Here is a 14411-nt window from a genome sequence, read left to right on the forward strand (position 1 = left end):
ACACAGGGATAACGCACACATGGCTCACACTCCTCAAATCAGGATTCCCGCGACCTATATCCGCGGCGGCACCAGCAAGGGCGTGTTCTTCCGGCTGCAGGACCTGCCGGACGCCGCGCAGGCGCCGGGCGCCGCGCGCGACGCGCTGCTGCTGCGCGTGATCGGCAGCCCCGATCCGTACGGCAAGCAGATCGACGGGATGGGCGGCGCGACATCGTCCACCAGCAAGACGGTGATCGTGTCGAAGAGCACGCGGCCCGGCCACGATGTCGACTACCTGTTCGGTCAGGTCTCGATCGACAAGGCGTTCGTCGACTGGACCGGCAACTGCGGCAACCTGTCGGCGGCGGTCGGCCCGTTCGCGATCAGCGGCGGGCTCGTCGATCCGTCGCGCGTGCCGCGCGACGGTGTTGCCGTCGTGCGGATCTGGCAGGCGAACATCGGCAAGACGATCGTCGCGCATGTGCCGGTGACGAACGGCGCGGTGCAGGAAACCGGCGACTTCGAGCTGGACGGCGTCACGTTCCCGGCCGCCGAAGTGCAGCTCGAGTTCATGGACCCGGCCGCCGAGGAAGAAGGCGCGGGCGGGTCGATGTTCCCGACCGGCAACCTCGTCGACGATCTCGCGGTGCCGGGCGTCGGCACGCTGAAGGCGACGATGATCAACGCGGGCATTCCGACGATCTTCGTCGAGGCGGAAGCGATCGGCTATACGGGCACCGAGCTGCAGGACGCGATCAACGGCGATGCGAAGGCGCTCGAGAAGTTCGAGACGATTCGTGCGCACGGCGCGCTGCGCATGGGCCTGATCGACACGCTCGATGAAATCGCGACGCGGCAGCACACGCCGAAGATCGCGTTCGTCGCGAAGCCGGCCGATTACGTCGCATCGAGCGGCAAGCGCGTGAATGCGGGCGACGTCGACCTGCTGGTGCGCGCGATGTCGATGGGCAAGCTGCACCACGCGATGATGGGCACGGCGGCGGTCGCGATCGGCACGGCCGCGGCGATCCCCGGCACGCTCGTCAACCTGGCGGCGGGCGGCGGCGAACGCAACGCGGTGCGCTTCGGGCATCCGTCGGGCACGCTGCGCGTCGGCGCGGAAGCGCAGCTCGAGAACGGCGAGTGGACCGTCACCAAGGCGATCATGAGCCGCAGCGCACGCGTGCTGATGGAAGGCTGGGTGCGGGTGCCGGGCGACGCGTTCTGAGCGTTGCCGGTTCCGGCAAGGCAGCCGGAATGAGCGCCGTTCACCCCGATCCCTGCGAAGCGGACCCCGCGGCGCAGGGATTTTTTATTTGTCGCGCGTGACGGACGCGACCCGGTGCGAGGAGCACGGCATCGGAGACCGTCGCGACGCGCGGACATAAACAGGAGATTCGTATGCCGCTCGATGCGCCGCTTTCCGGCATCCACATCGTCGAATTCGAAGGTCTCGGCCCCGGCCCGCTCGCAGGCTGGATGCTCGCCGGGATGGGCGCGCGGATCACGTTGATCGCGCGCCCGTCCGGCCGCACGAGTGCGCCGGATGCGTTGAAGGCCCGCGACGGCGACTTGCTGCGCGAAGGCAAGACGATCGTCGAACTCGACCTGAAGTCCCCGGCCGGTCGCGAAGCCGCGCTCGACCTGATCGCGCAGGCCGATGCGCTGATCGAGGGCCTGCGGCCCGGCGTGATGGAGCGGCTCGGCCTCGGGCCCGACGATTGCGCACGTCGCAATCCGAAGCTCGTGTACGGGCGGATGACCGGCTGGGGCCAGCATGGCCCGCTGGCCGCCGCGGCCGGGCACGACCTGAACTACGTCGCGTTGACGGGGCTGCTGTCGCTGTCCGCGCCGCGCGACGGCCGGCCGGGGTTGCCGCCGACCGTCGTCGGCGACGCCGGCGGCGCGCTCGGGCTCGCGTTCGGGATCGTCTGCGCGCTGTTCGACGTGCGCGGCGGCGGGCCGGGGCGCGTGGTCGACGGCGCGATCGTCGACATCGTGTCGATGCTTGGTTCACTTGCGCTGTGGGCGCGCGCGAACGGGCAGCTCGACGGCGCTCAACCGAGCCTTTTCCACGATGCGCCGTTCTACGACGTATACCGCTGCGCGGATGGCGAATGCGTGACGATCGGCGCGCTCGAGCCGCCGTTCTATGCGCTGCTGGTCGAACGGCTTGGGCTGACCGACGTCGATCCGGCGTCGCAGTACGACCGCGCGCGCTGGCCCGCGCTGAAGGCCCGCTTCGCCGACGTGTTCGCGCAGCAGCCGTCCGCGCACTGGCGTGCGCTGCTCGAAGGCACCGATGCGTGTTTCGCGCCGCTGCTGAGCGTGGCCGACGCGGCCGCGCATCCGCACAACGTGGCGCGCGGGATCTATCGTACGGATGAAAACGGCAACGTGCGGGCGCGCGTGGCGCCGCGGTTTCTGCCGCTGGCGGGGGGCGGGGCGGAGTAGGCACGCCAGCATGTAGAGGTCGATGAGCCCGCCGCGAAACGCATTTCAACGAAAGACTTCGGGAATTTTTGGCTCCAATTATGGCGCTAAATTTGGTGCTAAATAGAGTACAATACACATCCTGTTGAAGACGGAGCCGACATGCCTCATACCATCCTGGCCAACGTTACGGCGAGTGTTTCGGAACTGAAGCGGAACCCGATGGGTACGGTCGCGGCTGGAGAGGGTTTCCCGGTCGCGATCCTGAATCACAACGAACCTGCGTTCTATTGCATCCCGGCGAAGACGTGGGAAGCGATGGTCGAACGTCTTGAAGATATCGAAGACAACACGCTGGCCGACAAGCGCGCCAAGGAGAAGGTCGTCAAGGTCAAGCTGAATGAGCTTTGAGCTTGCCTTTCTCGAACCTGCTCTGAAAGAGTGGAAGAAGCTCGATCGCACCGTTCGCGACCAGTTCAAATCCCGGCTCGCCGAGCGGCTCGAGAATCCTCGCGTACCGTCTGCAAAGCTGCATGGTCATCCGGACCGCTACAAGATCAAGCTGCGCAGCGTCGGTTACAGGCTCGTCTACGAAGTGCGTGATTCGGAAGTGCTCGTACTTGTCGTGGCGGTCGGTCGACGCGAGCGTGATGCAGTCTATCTTGCCGCGATGAAGCGTTAGAACCATATGTGCCGCGCACGGGAGCGGCAAACTTGTCCGCCAATCTGTCCGCTCGGCTCGACTATGCGCCCGTCGCCTTCCAGGTGGATGGGCGATCCTTCAAGCGCGGGGAACCGCTCACGCCGTTTCCTCCGGCGCATCCGGCATCTTGCCGTCGCCGACGCGGTTGATCGTGCCCTGCGCGATCGCGACGAGCCGCTCGTGATCGCCGTCGATGACGAACACGTGACACTGGCAGGTCGCCTGGTGCCGGCCCGCGTAGACGAGCTTCGCGCGGGCGACGAGCGTGCCGTTCACGGCCGGCCGCAGGTAGTTGATCTTGTATTCCGCCGTGATCACGCGCGGGCCGAGCACGAGTGCGCCGGCGAACGTCAGCGCGTTGTCCGCGAGGTAGCTGATGACGCCGCCGTGCACGAAACCGTGCTGCTGCCGCAGTTCCTCGCGCACGGGCAGGCATAGCGACACTTCGTTGTCGCCGATATGCATCAGCTCCGTGCCCAGCAGCATGCTGAACGGTTGCGCACGCAATGCGCCGCGCGCGTGGTCCGTGATGTCGGTCATCGAACTTCCCTCGAAATGAGTGCCCGCTTGCGCTGAACTCTAGGAAGGGGGATGCGGATAAGCAAGGAAATTCGTCCGCATTTCGTGCAATTTGCGGCGCGATGCGACGCGATTATTGCGTCGAATGCCGTGGATTTCCCTGTTTGCGGGCAATTCGACGCGAATGCGCGAGTAACGCGAGCTTTGCCGTCGTCCGTTCCTAAAGTCCGACGAAGAAATGCCGCTAATGCCGGGGCATTGCCTCATCGTCCGCTTTCCAGGAATCTCCCCCATGTTCGGAAAAATCAAGCTCGCGTCGGGTCTGCTCGGCGTGTTGACCGTGTTCTGCCTGTTCCTGTTCGCGATCGAGGCGCTCGGCTTCTGGGCGCTCAAATCGACGCGCAGCGGCGTCGACGATCTGTCGAACGTTGCGATCACGCAGGTCGAGGCGGCCAGCCAGGCGACCCAGCAGCTGCTCGACGCGCGTATCAACCTGTCGCGCGCCGGCACGCGGATGGTGCGTGGCGGCCCGAAGCCGGAAGACATCATCCGCCATGCGGGCGCTTCGCTCGCGGAAGCGGACAAGGCGTTCGCCGCGCTGACCGCCGCGCAGCCGGTCGACGATGCCAACCGCGCGCGCGTCGCGGCGCTCGCCGAGCGCTATCGCGCGCTGCGTGGCGCGCTGGGCGAACTCGTGCAGTTCCTCGACGCCGACAACATCCAGGCCTTCCTCGACCAGCCGACGCAGAGCATCCAGGACGCCTATATCGCCGAGCTGCGCCGCTTCACCGACTACGGCGGCGCATCGAGCCGCACGGCGCTCGACACGATCGACGGCGGCATGCTCTGGTTCAAGTCGGTCGGCATCGTGCTGCTGGTGGCGATGCTCGCGGCGAGCGCGGCGATCTACGCGGCCGCGCGACGCGCGGTCGTCGCGCCGCTGGAAGAAGCCGGCCGCCATTTCGAGCGGATCGCGCAAGGCCGGCTCGATGAAGCCGTGCGGGCAGGCGGCGTGTTCGAGATCGACCGGATGCTGCGCAGCCTTGCCGCGATGCAGACGAGCGTCGCGGGCACCGTGCGCACGGTGCGCCACGCGTCCGACGCGATTCACCTCGGCGCGGGCGAGATCGCGGGTGGCAACGCCGACCTGTCGGCGCGCACCGGCACCCAGGCCGCATCGCTCGAGGAAACGGCCGCGAGCATGGAGGAGCTGACGGCGACCGTCCGGCAGAACACCGACAGCGCACGCGCGGCGAGCGCGCTGGCCGACGCGGCACTCGAGGCGACGAGCCATGGCGGCGGCGTGGTCGACAGCGTGATCGACCGGATGCGCGGCATCGCGCAAAGCTCGGGGCGGATCGCGGAGATCATCTCGGTGATCGACGGCATCGCGTTCCAGACCAACATCCTCGCGCTGAACGCGGCAGTGGAAGCCGCACGCGCCGGCGAACAGGGGCGCGGCTTCGCGGTCGTCGCGGGCGAAGTGCGCTCGCTCGCGCAGCGCAGCGCGCAATCGGCGAAGGAGATCAAGGCGCTGATCGAGGATTCGGTCGCGCAGATCAACGGCGGCGCGGAGCTTGTCGAGCGTGCCGGCGACGCGATGCGGACGGTGTCGGCATCGATCACGCGCGTCGTGCAGACGATGTCCGAGATCACCGCGGCGTCGGTCGAGCAGAGCGTCGGGATCGAGCAGGTGAACCAGGCCGTTACGCAGATGGATCAGCTCACGCAGCAGAACGCGGCGCTGGTGGAGGAGGTCGCGGCGGCGGCCGCGTCGCTGAACGACCAGACCGCGCACCTGATGCAGGCGGTGTCGGTGTTCGAGCTGGGCGATGGGCGTGCCGCACGCGGCGAACGTGCGGCACTGTCGTTCGCCGACGCGGGTTACGCGCCGGCCGGCAGCGCCGCGTAGGCGGTCGCGAGGTGGTAGGGCGTCGTCGACGGCATGTCGGCGCGCGACACCTGCCCGTCAGCCGTCTTGCACTCGAACCAGCCGCGCGGATGCAGGAAGCGCGCGGCGAAGCGTTCGCTCTGCCGCGCGAGCGGCGCGGAGGCCGGTGTGCCGCCGTGCGTCGCGAGCGCGCGCAGGTACTCGGTCTGCGCCCAGATCCGCTGCGTGCCGTCGATACATGCGCCTTGCGCGTCGAGCGCCGCGCAGACGCCGCCCGTCTGCGGGTCGACGCCGTATTGCTCCGCGAACGCGTACGCGCGCGCCAGCGCGCCGGGGAGCCCGGTCTGCGCAAGACGCGCGCCGGCCGCATCGACCAGATAGAACCACTCGAACTGATGGCCGGGCTCGAAACGGTTGTCGGCCGCGCCGAGCGGCAGCTCGGCCACGCAGCCGGTCGCCGCGTCGACGAACGTGCGCTCGACGGCCTGCGCGGTGTGCGCGAGTGCGTCGTCGAATGCCGCATCGCCGAATGCATCGGCCGCCGCGAGCCACGCTTCGGTCAGGTGCATCAGCGGATTCTGCAGCGCCCCGCTGCCGGATGACGAGAAATCGGCGTGGCGCGCCGCATCGAGCAGCGCGTCGCCGGGGCTCGGCGCGAAACGGTCCTGAATCAGCGCGGCGGTCTCCTCGGCCGCCTGGCGCGCGGCGGTGTCACCCGACGCCGCATACCACGCGGCGCACGCGAAGACGATGAAGGCGTGCGTGTAGAGATCCTTGGTCGTGTCGAGCGGTGCGCCTTGCGCGTCGACGCTGTAGTTCCAGCCGCCGTGGCGCGGGTCGCGAAAGCGCCGGCCCAGCGCGTCGAACAGCGTGGCCGCGTGCGCGGTGTCGCCGGCCTGCGCGAACACGAACAGTTGCCGTGCGCAGGCCATGGCGCGATAACGGGTCACGGGCAGCGGCGCGTGGGTGGCCGGATCGACGGCTTCGAACGGCAGCTGTAATGTCTGGTCGAACCCTGAACCCCGCCAGATCGGCAAGACGACGTGCGCGAAATGGTGGCGCAGCTGGGCGGCCTGGGCGGAAGCGGAGTCGGAAACGGACATGACGGGGTTGAGCGCTGGGTTCGAAACGTGTCGGCGCGGCCCGGAGGATCGGCGCGGCCGGGGCCAAGGATAAAACATTCCGCACGGCCGGCACCAAAAAAGGAGATAAATCGCATGCTGAGCAACCTGGAACTCGTGATGCGGCTCGTTCTCGCGGCGGCCCTCGGCAGCGTCATCGGCTTCGAACGCGAGCGCCTGTCGTGGGCGGCCGGCCTGCGCACGCACATGCTCGTCTGTGTCGGTTCGACGCTGATCATGATCGTGTCGGCATTCGGGTTCGCCGATGTGCTCGGCAGCAGCGAGCACATCGTGCTCGATCCGTCGCGGATCGCCGCGCAGGTCGTGTCGGGCATCGGTTTCCTCGGCGCGGGCTCGATCCTGCTGCGCGGCGAGATCGTGCGCGGGCTGACGACCGCCGCGAGCCTGTGGTCGGTCGCCGCGATCGGCCTCGCGGTGGGCGGCGGGCTCTACGTCGCGTCGATTTCGGCGACGATCATCATCCTGATCATCCTGGCCGGCATCAAGCCGCTGGAGCGGCGCTACTTCACGGTGCGCCAGCGGCGCCAGCTCGCGCTGACGGTCGTGAGCGGCACGCTGAACTTCGATTCGCTGCACGCGGCGCTCGGCCCGGACAGTGCGCGCGTGAAGCAGTTCATCGTGCAGCGCGCCGACGACACGGGCGAGCACGACGAGGTGCGCATCGCGCTCGCGCGGGTGTCGGCACTCGAATACCAGGCGATCTGCGACAAGCTGCGCGCGCTGAAGGGCGTTACGCGTTTCGAAGAGGGCAACGGGCTGTCGGGCGACGAATAGGCTGAATCGGCAACGCGGCATGCGACAATGCCCGACCAGATTCCGTTCGACATCCGGTTCCGCGCTTGCGGGCCCCGCCATCCGATTTCCATGACCGAATCCGTTTCCTCGCCTCGCTCCCGTTCCCGTTCCAATCGTTCGTCGGCCCGTTCGCGCCAGCGCTCGGCTGCTGCCGCGGGCAGTACGTCAGCGAGGGCGACAGCACGGTCCGGCAGTGCGCCGGCCGACGCGTCGCGGGACGAACGGACGCTCGACCTGTTCGGCGATCCGGTGCTCGAGCCGGGCGAGCGCGCACCGGCTGCGGCGCGCGACGAAGCGGGCATGCAAGCCGATGCGGCGGTCGATGTCGCGGACGATGTGGCCTCCGGGCGGCAGGCCGCGCTGGACGGGTTCAATGCGCCGGAAGGTGTGCCCGCGGCAGGACATGTGGAAGCAGCGGAAGGTGCTGTGACGCAGGACGTCGCGAAGGTGGCACACGGTGTTTCGGCGCCTGAAGTTGGGGAAGTTGCAAACGCCGATGTCGTGCCGGCTTCTGGCGGCGCTGCAATCGGGGCAGGCGATGTTCCCCTGGCCGATGGCGTGGCTCCGAAGTTCGCCGAGGTGCCTGCGGTCGACGGCGCCACGATGGCGGCGACCAAGCTGCAAGCGGCCGATGGTGCTGCGGCGAAGGCGAGCGAATCGCAAGCGGCTGGTGGTGAAGTCGAGAAGGCTGTTGTCGCCGCCGCTGCCGTCAAATCCCGCGAAGGGCGAGCTTCCGGCGATGCCGCGAAGGAGCGTCGTGCGTCGTCGAGCGGTAAACGCCGGGCGGCTGCGGGTGCAAGCGACGCGACAGCGGAGCAATCCGCGCCGGTCGTGACGAGCGCCGACACGGCGCTGGAAGCGGCTGGGTCGAGCCCCGCGCTGGACGCGGTGTCGGCGGTCGAGCCGCAGACGCCGGCGCAGCCGGCCAAGCCGGTGATTGCTGCGAACGCCGCGAACGCCGCGAACCCCGCGAACCCCGCGAACCCCGCGAACCCCGCGAACCCCGCGAACCCCGCGAACCCCGCGAACCCCGCGAACACCGCGAACACCGCGAACACCGCGAACACCGCGAACACCGCGAAGGCCCACGACGCCGCACCGCAGGCCGGCGCCACCGTATCCCCGGTCACGCAGCCGACGGCTTCCGCTGCCTCCTTTGTCACGAAGCCGTCGGCGGAGCGCATGCAACCGGCCGCGCCGGCCTTCGATCCGGATACGCACCTGCGCCCGCTGACCGACCGGCTCGCCGCCCTGCAGGCCGACGTGGACGGCCTGACGCGCGCGGCCGATCGCGAGATGCGCCGCGTCAACCGCCTGCTGCTGGCGTTGGCCGTCGTCGCGCTGGTCGGGCTTGTCGCGCTGGTGATGCAAACGCGGCAGATTGCGCACCTGAAGCAGGACGTGGCCACGAAGCAGCAGCGGATCGATCGCTTCGCGGCCGATCTGTCGACGCAGCAGGCAACGCTGATGACGCTCGAGGAGCATCACGAAGCGCTGCTGTCGCAAGTCGACCGGCTTCAGCGCAACGCGAATCGCGAGGCGGCCGTCGCGAAGCGTGCTCGCCGCACGCGTTAATTGTTTCGACCCTATCCCGGGAGCCCGACGGAGCAAGGATCGCCGTTCTATCTCGGTGATCGGCCGTTGCGCGCATGCGGCAAACTGATGCGGCACGCTGGCAGAGTTCAGGGAAAACCCTTAGAATGGTGTCCATCTAAGGGAAAACCCTAGTCACATCTGTCAGGAGTCTCACATGAGCTTCATCCTCGCCCTGCTGCAAAAGATCGACGACCTTTTCGTGTCTCCGCACCTGCCGCTCGACGCCGAATACTCGTACGCTGCGCGCCGTGCCGAAGCCGAGCGCGTGCGCCGTGCGCACCTCGTGCCGATCGTCCTGTACCGTCGCTGATTCGCTGATTCGCTGATTCGCTGATTCGCTGATTCGCTGATTCGCTGTCAGCGCGGCGCTCGCCGTACCTGCCTGCCCGCTTTCCGCCGCCGCATCGCGCGCCGGTGCGACCGTCCCGCTACACTGGAAGTCCGATTCCGTTCACGGTGACCGGGCCATGCTGCAGATGCGGCCGATGACGGCCAGCGAATTCCACGCGTACCGCACGCGAGCCATCGACGGCTACGCGAGCGATCTCGTTTCATCCGGACAAAATGCTGTCGAAGACGCGGCCAGCCGGGCGCGCGCCTGCTTCGACACGCTGCTGCCGGACGGCCTGCGTACCTCCGGCCAGACCTTCGTCGTGCTCGTCGACGGCGCCAGCGGCGACGCGGTGGGCGACCTCTGGTATGCGATCGTGCCCGAAGGGCCGAACCGCACGCTGTTCATCTACGACCTCGACATCGTCCCGTCCCGGCGCCGCCAGGGCTGGGCCACGCGTACGCTTGACGCACTCGATGCCGAGGCACGCCGGTACGGTGTCACCGAGATCGGGCTGTCGGTGTTCAATCACAACGCGGCAGCCCGCGCGCTGTATCGGGCGTGCGGCTTCGCGCCGATCACGACGACCTTGATCAAGCCGGTCATTTCGGACTGAATCCACCGGCCGGTGCCGCGTCCTCATGCGCTGGCGATTCGACTCGCCGTGACTGGCCAACACCGCCGACCTCACGATCCTTCCTGTTCGCCAAGCGCCAAGCCGCCAAGCCGCCAAGCCGCCAAGCCGTCAATCCGCCGAACGCCGAACGCCGAACGCCGAACGCCGAACGCCGAACGCCGAACGCCGAACGCCGAACGGCCATCCGGCCGTTCGGCAATCGTCGCCGGCAATCGTCGCCGACACACGCCACCGACACACGTCACCGACACACGTCACCGACACACGTCACCGACACACGTCACCGACACACGTCACCGCGCGCGCCCCTTCCATCTCCGCAACAGCAACGCGTTGGTCACGACGCTGACGCTGGAAAACGCCATCGCCGCGCCCGCGATCACCGGGTTCAGCCAGCCGAGCGCCGCGAGCGGCACGCCGACCAGGTTGTAGACGAACGCCCAGAACAGGTTCTGCTGGATCTTCCGGTATGTGCGTCGGGAGATGTCGATCGCGTCGGCGACGAGCGCCGGGTCGCCGCGCATCAGCGTGATGCCGGCCGTGTGCATCGCGACGTCCGTGCCGGTCGCCATCGCGATGCCGACATCGGCCGCGGCGAGCGCCGGCGCGTCGTTGATCCCGTCGCCGACCATCGCGACGATCCCGCCGTGCGTGCGCTTCAGCTCGGCGACGACGCGCGCCTTGTCGTCGGGCAGCACCTGCGCATGCACCTCGCCGATGCCGAGCGACGCCGCGACGGCTGCCGCGCTGCCGCGGTTGTCACCCGTCACGAGCACGCTGGCGACGCCGCGCGCCGACAGCGCCGCGATCGCGTCGCGGGCGCCCGGTTTCACGGTGTCGCCGAAGGCGATCAGCGCGAGCAACGCGCGCGGCGCATCGGCGCGCATCAGCCACGAAATCGTGTTCCCCGCACGTTCAAGCTCAGCCGCGCGGGCGTCGAGCGCGGGCGGTACCGCGATGCCGAGTTCGTCGCGCCAGCGCGTGCTGCCGAGCGCGAGCAACTGCCCGCCGACGCGCGCTTCCACGCCGCGTCCTGCCACCGCGCGCGCATCGGCCGCGACGGCCGACGGCACCGCATTGCCACGCGCGGCCACGTCGGCGTCGTGCGCGGCGACCACGGCGCGCGCGAGCGGATGGTCGCTCTGACGCTGCACCGCTGCCGCAAGCGCGAGCGCTTCGTCATGCGCCACACCGACCGCTTCGAACGCCGTCACGGACGGTTTGCCTTCGGTCAGCGTGCCGGTCTTGTCGAACGCGATCACGGTCGTGCGCTGCGCGAGTTCGAGCGCCTGCGCATCCTTGATCAGCACACCGTGCCGGGCTGCGACGCCCGTGCCGGCCATGATCGCGGCGGGCGTCGCGAGGCCGAGCGCGCACGGGCACGCGATGACGAGCACCGCGACCGCGTTGAGGATGGCGGTTTCCGTCCCGGCGCCGGCGATCAGCCAGCCGACCAGCGTCAGCAACGCGATGCCGAGGATCGCGGGCACGAACACCTCGCTCACGCGATCGACGAGCCGCTGGATCGGCGCCTTCTCGGCCTGTGCGGATTCGACGAGGCGGATGATGCGCGCGAGCGTCGTCTCCGCGCCGATCGCGGTGGTTTCGACGACGAGCGCGCCTTCGCCGTTGATCGAGCCGGCCGTGACGGCGTCGCCGTCGTCCTTCGGCACCGGCAGGCTTTCGCCGGTGATCAGCGATTCGTCGATGTGCGAGCGGCCCGACACGATCCGGCCGTCGACCGGCACGCGCTCGCCGGGTCGGATGCTGACGCGCGTGCCGACGCGCACCTGCGCCAGCGGCAGGTCACGCTCGACGCCGTGCTCGACGACGCGCGCCCGGTCGGGCCGCAGCGCGTTCAGCGCGCGGATCGCGTCGGTGGTCTGGCGCTTCGCGCGCGATTCGAGCCATTTGCCGAAGCGCACCAGCGTGACGATGACGGCCGACGCCTCGAAATACAGGTGGCCGGGATGCGCGGGGTCGCGCAGCAGCATCCACAGGCTCAGCCCGTACGCGGCCGACGTGCCGAGCGCGACGAGCAGATCCATGTTGCCGGTGCGCGCCTTCACCGCATGCCAGGCTGCGCGATAGAAGCGTGCGCCGAAGCCGAACTGGACGATCGACGCGAGCACGAGCTGGAGCCAGCCGGGCAGCATCAGGTCGACACCGAACGGCGCGACGAGCATCGGCGCGACGAGCGGCGCGCTCAGCACGGCGGCCCCGATGACGAGATTGCGTTCGCGAATCGCTTCGCGGCGCTTGCGGGCATCGGGATCCTGCGCGGGGCCGGCCGGTTGTGCGTCGACGCCGGCCAGCGCACCGGCCGATGACGCGGCGGCGAGCGACGCGCGGTAGCCGGCGGTGGTGACGGCCGCGATCAGCGTGGCGGCGTCGAGCGTGCTGGCGCCGTGCACCGATGCGCGCTCGGTCGCGAGGTTGACGGTAGCGCGCGCGACGCCCGGCACGGCCGCCAGCGCCTTTTCGACGCGGCCGGCGCAGGACGCGCAGGTCATCCCGCCGATGTCGAGTTCGAGATCGGCGGGGGCGGCTGCCGGCGGGATCGCCGCGCCGGCAACCGGTGTCGCGCCATAACCGGCTTGTTTCACGGCTTCGGCGAGCCGTGCGGCGGTCACGTCGGGTGAGGCGTCGACGGTAGCCCGTTCGGTCGCGAGATTGACCGATGCGCGCGTGACACCGGGCACCTTCGCCAGTGCCTTTTCGACGCGCGACACACAGGACGCGCAGGTCATCCCGTCGATGTCGAGTTCGATGCTGGCCGGCGCGGCAGGCGAGGAAGGTGCGAACGCGGCGACGCCTGCATCCGTTACGGCCGGCGTCGCGCCGTAGCCGGCCTGTTTCACGGCTTCGGCGAGCTGCGCGGCGGAGACGTCGGGCGCGGCGTCGACGGTAGCCCGCTCGGTCGCGAGATTGACCGATGCGCGCGTGACACCCGGCACCTTCGTCAGTGTCTTTTCGACGCGCGACACGCACGACGCGCAGGTCATCCCGTCGATATCGAGTTCGATGATGGTGCTATCGGCCGGAAGCGGCCGGCTGGCAATGGAGGCGGCCGCGGCCGTCGGCGCGGGTGACGCTTCGACAGGATGCGCATGCGCCGTCGCGGCGCCTTCGAGCACCGGTGCGCGCACGGCGGCGCGGTAGCCGGCTGCGCTGGCCGCTTCGACGAGTTGTGCGGCTTCGACCGTTTCCTGCGCAGTCACCGTCGCCGCGTGCGCGTCGAGGTCGACCGTTGCATCGACGACGCCCGGCACCGCGGCCAGCGCCCGTTGCACGCGGCCGGTGCAGCCGCCGCAATGCATGCCGTCGACGCTCAGTTCGATCGTGTGCAGCGCTGTGGAGGCAAGTGGTTCAGTCATGTCGGATTCCCTGAATGCGCGGCTCATGCCGAGAATGGTTCCAGTATCAACATTCCCATAATGGTAAGGTCAAGCGCTTCGTGCAAAGGCAGGGAACTGACCGCTCGCGGAGCGTTGGCGATTTCCCTTTGAACGGAGCGGTCCTATGTGGGGCCGATGAAGGCGTACACCAGTTTTACGCTTTCTTTTGAAAGCGCGGCATGGCCGACACCAGATCGACGCAACATGCCGACTCAGGCGGTAAAATCCGACCCTCTATAAAAAAGGCGAGGGGCCACTCGATGTTTGATTTCAAAAATGCCGAAAAAGAAGCGCTGAAGGCCGAATACAAGCGTATTGCTCGTGAAATCGGGGACGATCAGTTCTTCACGAAAAAGGAGTTGAATCATCTTCCGGAGATCCTGATGGACGGCGAGCAGGTGCTGGCCTTCTCGTCCGGGGTGATGGACGGCAACACCTGGTTGATTGTGCTGACCGACCATCGCGTGGTGTTCCTCGACAAAGGTTTGATATACGGCCTCAAGCAGGTATCGATCAACCTCGACAAGGTCAATTCCGTGTCGGGAAAGACCGGCATGATGTTCGGTGAGATTCGGATCGAGGATGGCGCCAGCGAGCGGATCATCAAGAATGTCTGGAAGAAAACGGTTGTACCGTTCACCAACAAGGTGAGAGACGCGATTCGTGATTACACCCGCGCCTCGAAGCCGGTGGTCGCCGCATCAGTGCCGCCTGCCGCGGATGACGTCGTATCGAAGCTGGAGCGGCTTGCTGCGCTGAAGGAGCGGGGCGTGCTGACGGATGCCGAGTTCGCTGAGCAGAAGATGAAGATTCTGGCGTCGTGACCGCGGAGGAGCGGCACTGCGGGGCTCGTCGCATCACGAGGAGGTGACGGGCTTCTGGTCGATGACTGTCAGTTGACGACGGAGGTTTGCCTGCAAAGCCCGCGATTGCGGGCTTTGTTCTTTTTCGTCGATCCAGCTGCTGCTGCGGTGCCAGGCAGGG

The 14411-nt window shown here is 68.2% G+C and carries 14 protein-coding genes; 10 read left to right on the forward strand and 4 right to left on the reverse strand.

All coding sequences use genetic code 11. The annotated features are described in order from the left end of the window. The first annotated feature begins 19 nt into the window (after window positions 1–19). The 4 genes from prpF (at window position 20) to BCO18175_RS23300 (ending at window position 3097) form a co-directional block, all read left to right on the forward strand. On the forward strand, window positions 20–1210 hold the full coding sequence (gene prpF, locus BCO18175_RS23285; protein ID WP_174984400.1) for a 2-methylaconitate cis-trans isomerase PrpF: 1191 nt from the start codon (window positions 20–22) through the stop codon (window positions 1208–1210). Between the two features lie 173 nt (window positions 1211–1383). Next, window positions 1384–2436, forward strand: a complete 1053-nt coding sequence (locus BCO18175_RS23290; RefSeq protein ID WP_174984403.1) for a CaiB/BaiF CoA transferase family protein — start codon at window positions 1384–1386, stop codon at window positions 2434–2436. 141 nt (window positions 2437–2577) lie between these two features. Continuing rightward, window positions 2578–2826: a type II toxin-antitoxin system Phd/YefM family antitoxin gene (locus BCO18175_RS23295; protein WP_174918349.1), complete on the forward strand. Its 249-nt coding sequence runs from the start codon at window positions 2578–2580 to the stop codon at window positions 2824–2826. Then, complete coding sequence (locus tag BCO18175_RS23300) at window positions 2816–3097, forward strand: type II toxin-antitoxin system RelE family toxin (RefSeq protein ID WP_174918348.1); 282 nt, start codon at window positions 2816–2818, stop codon at window positions 3095–3097. The genes BCO18175_RS23295 and BCO18175_RS23300 overlap by 11 nt, the downstream gene beginning before the upstream one ends. A gap of 117 nt (window positions 3098–3214) precedes the next feature. Here BCO18175_RS23300 and BCO18175_RS23305 read toward each other — a convergent pair whose 3' ends face one another. Next, entirely contained in the window at window positions 3215–3658 is a 444-nt protein-coding gene (locus BCO18175_RS23305; protein ID WP_011353771.1) for a PaaI family thioesterase, read from the reverse strand. A gap of 271 nt (window positions 3659–3929) precedes the next feature. Between BCO18175_RS23305 and BCO18175_RS23310 the strand changes: the two genes are divergently transcribed. Then, window positions 3930–5549 (forward strand): methyl-accepting chemotaxis protein, encoded by a 1620-nt coding sequence (locus BCO18175_RS23310; RefSeq protein ID WP_174984406.1) that lies wholly within the window; start codon window positions 3930–3932, stop codon window positions 5547–5549. On the opposite strand, the gene BCO18175_RS23315 is transcribed toward BCO18175_RS23310, so the two are convergent. Next, a complete protein-coding gene (locus BCO18175_RS23315) occupies window positions 5522–6631 on the reverse strand; it encodes an AGE family epimerase/isomerase (protein ID WP_174984409.1) in 1110 nt (369 codons plus the stop codon). The two genes, BCO18175_RS23310 and BCO18175_RS23315, sit on opposite strands and share 28 nt — an antisense overlap. Before the next feature lie 114 nt (window positions 6632–6745). Here BCO18175_RS23315 and BCO18175_RS23320 point away from each other — a divergent pair, with 114 nt between their 5' ends. Further along, on the forward strand, window positions 6746–7444 hold the full coding sequence (locus BCO18175_RS23320; RefSeq protein ID WP_089496033.1) for an MgtC/SapB family protein: 699 nt from the start codon (window positions 6746–6748) through the stop codon (window positions 7442–7444). A gap of 186 nt (window positions 7445–7630) precedes the next feature. Here BCO18175_RS23320 and BCO18175_RS40645 read toward each other — a convergent pair whose 3' ends face one another. After that, window positions 7631–7921, reverse strand: coding sequence for a hypothetical protein (locus BCO18175_RS40645; protein ID WP_254608163.1), 291 nt, complete (start codon window positions 7919–7921; stop codon window positions 7631–7633). Here BCO18175_RS40645 and BCO18175_RS23325 point away from each other — a divergent pair. The 3 genes from BCO18175_RS23325 (at window position 7853) to BCO18175_RS23335 (ending at window position 10008) form a co-directional block, all read left to right on the forward strand. Next, entirely contained in the window at window positions 7853–9040 is a 1188-nt protein-coding gene (locus BCO18175_RS23325; RefSeq protein WP_438820509.1) for a flagellar hook-length control protein FliK, read from the forward strand. The genes BCO18175_RS40645 and BCO18175_RS23325 overlap by 69 nt on opposite strands. Window positions 9041–9215: 175 nt before the next feature. Continuing rightward, on the forward strand, window positions 9216–9371 hold the full coding sequence (locus BCO18175_RS23330) for a hypothetical protein (protein ID WP_006481665.1): 156 nt from the start codon (window positions 9216–9218) through the stop codon (window positions 9369–9371). 157 nt (window positions 9372–9528) lie between these two features. Further along, on the forward strand, window positions 9529–10008 hold the full coding sequence (locus BCO18175_RS23335; protein WP_174971403.1) for a GNAT family N-acetyltransferase: 480 nt from the start codon (window positions 9529–9531) through the stop codon (window positions 10006–10008). 314 nt (window positions 10009–10322) lie between these two features. Here the strand turns inward: BCO18175_RS23335 and BCO18175_RS23340 are convergent, their stop codons facing one another. After that, window positions 10323–13406, reverse strand: a complete 3084-nt coding sequence (locus BCO18175_RS23340; protein WP_174984418.1) for a heavy metal translocating P-type ATPase — start codon at window positions 13404–13406, stop codon at window positions 10323–10325. 281 nt (window positions 13407–13687) lie between these two features. Here BCO18175_RS23340 and BCO18175_RS23345 point away from each other — a divergent pair, with 281 nt between their 5' ends. Beyond that, a complete protein-coding gene (locus BCO18175_RS23345; protein ID WP_174984421.1) occupies window positions 13688–14251 on the forward strand; it encodes a PH domain-containing protein in 564 nt (187 codons plus the stop codon). Window positions 14252–14411: the final 160 nt, after the last annotated feature.

It is taken from the genome of Burkholderia lata (genome assembly GCF_902499335.1).
Classification (GTDB): Bacteria; Pseudomonadota; Gammaproteobacteria; order Burkholderiales; family Burkholderiaceae; genus Burkholderia; species Burkholderia lata_B.